The following is a 1,595-nucleotide window of genomic DNA, read 5'->3' as shown; positions in this document are numbered from 1 at the left end:
CTGCCCGCCAGCTGCAGCCCGGCGGGCGCGGCCGCGGTGAACTCGATGTCGCTGGGCAGGTCGTATTCCGCCTGCGGAATGCGATACCGCGCCTCTCGGAGGTCGTTGGGGTCGGCGGGATCGCCGATCGTCTCGACGGGCACGCCGAGTGTGCGCAGCTCGTCCTTGTCGCGCTCGAACATCTTCTCGAGAGCATCCGACCGTGCACCGGCATCCGCACGCTGGCGGTATCCCGAGACGTTGTCGAGGATCTGCTGCTTCGTCAGCCCGATCTCCGTGGCCATGAGCGCCACGACGAGGTTCGTCAGACGCTCTTCCGCGGGAATACGGGCCGCCATCACTGCTCCGGAACGGGAACGACGCCCAGGATGTCGACGACGATCGCGGTCGCCGGGTTCCCGTCGGCCTCCGGCACGACGACAAGCAGCTGCGAACCGACCGTCGCGCCGACCAGCTCCTTCGCGGCCGGGCCGATGTTGGGCTCAGCGCCCCAGCTGCTCGAGGTGACGGTCTTGTCATCCCATCCGAGCGCCATGATGTTGGTGACGATGGTCGAATCCTTCTCGACCTTCTCGCCGTCGCCCTGGATGAGCGTCTGCGTCACGGCCTTCTTCGGTGCGGCACTGTCGGGGATGATCACCCCGGGCGTTCCGTCGGGAGCACGCACGACCGTCGGCAGTCCGCGGGCGTCGTTGAACTGCGACGCTCCCTCGGCGTGCGCCAGATAGACGTCCTGCACGTCGATGACGGCGACGACGTTCTCGTCCTTTGCCAGGCCGAATGCCTCGACGTTGGCCTCACCGAAGTCCTCCGGCGTCAGACCCGCGACGATCCGGCTGCCACCGGTCGCACATTCGAGCACGGTCTCGAGCCCGGCGGATCGCTCCGCCCAATAGGCGATGCTGTGCACGCGGCTCGCGTCGCCGTTGAACTCGGATTCGTAGAGCTTGTCGCCGCTCTCGCCGCCGTAGAACGCGACATCGAGCACCATCGGCTGAGACGTGGTGGTCAGAGTGCGTCCGTCGCCCTCGATCACGTCGGCGAAAGAGGTCTTCTTCGCGTTGACCGGGCTGTAGACGGTGACATCGGGCGCATCACCGAGGTCGCCCTCGACGGTCACCGATTCCGCGACCGAAGGGGTCGAGGCGGCCGAGCGATCGCAGACCGCGCCGGCGAAGGTCGGAGCTGAAGAGCATCCGGTCAGAGCGAGGACTGCGAGGCTGAGTGTGGCCAGAACGGCGGACGTTTTACGCACGCGCTCCAGTCTATTCCGTCGGTGGCTCGGATTCGCGCGAACCGGCCGCGAGACGCGCGCCGTCGGCGGCCTTCGACGCCTCACGCGCCCGCTTGCGAAGCTGTTTGTCGTTGATCTCACGATCACCGACGGCACCGGGCGTCCACGCCTCGACATCCGCGTCACCGTAGCTGCTCTTCGACGCCCTGCGCTTGACCGACGGGGCCACGGCTCCCGGCGCGAGCCTGCGTGCCGTCAGCAGGAAGCCGGTGTGAGCGACCATTCGGTGGTCGGGCCGCACGGCGAGGCCCTCGACGTGCCACCCGCGCACCATCGTCTCGGATGCCTCCGGCTCGGTGAA

The 1,595-nt window shown here is 67.8% G+C and carries 1 protein-coding gene and 2 pseudogenes; all 3 read right to left on the bottom strand.

The features are described 5' to 3' along the window. Nucleotides 1-338, bottom strand: a pseudogene (locus tag J7E68_RS10045) (WYL domain-containing protein); the annotation flags it as partial. Continuing rightward, on the bottom strand, nt 338-1,255 hold the full coding sequence (locus J7E68_RS10040) for a hypothetical protein (RefSeq protein ID WP_215172192.1): 918 nt from the start codon (nt 1,253-1,255) through the stop codon (nt 338-340). The gene J7E68_RS10040 and the pseudogene J7E68_RS10045, both read right to left, overlap by 1 nt. Nucleotides 1,256-1,265: 10 nt before the next feature. Further along, nucleotides 1,266-1,595: pseudogene (locus tag J7E68_RS10035) on the bottom strand (tRNA (adenine-N1)-methyltransferase); the annotation flags it as partial.

Origin of the sequence: Microbacterium sp. ISL-103, from assembly GCF_018613995.1 — a bacterium.
In the GTDB taxonomy this organism is placed as follows: domain Bacteria; phylum Actinomycetota; class Actinomycetes; order Actinomycetales; family Microbacteriaceae; genus Microbacterium.
This window is presented reverse-complemented; position numbering and strand designations above follow the sequence as displayed.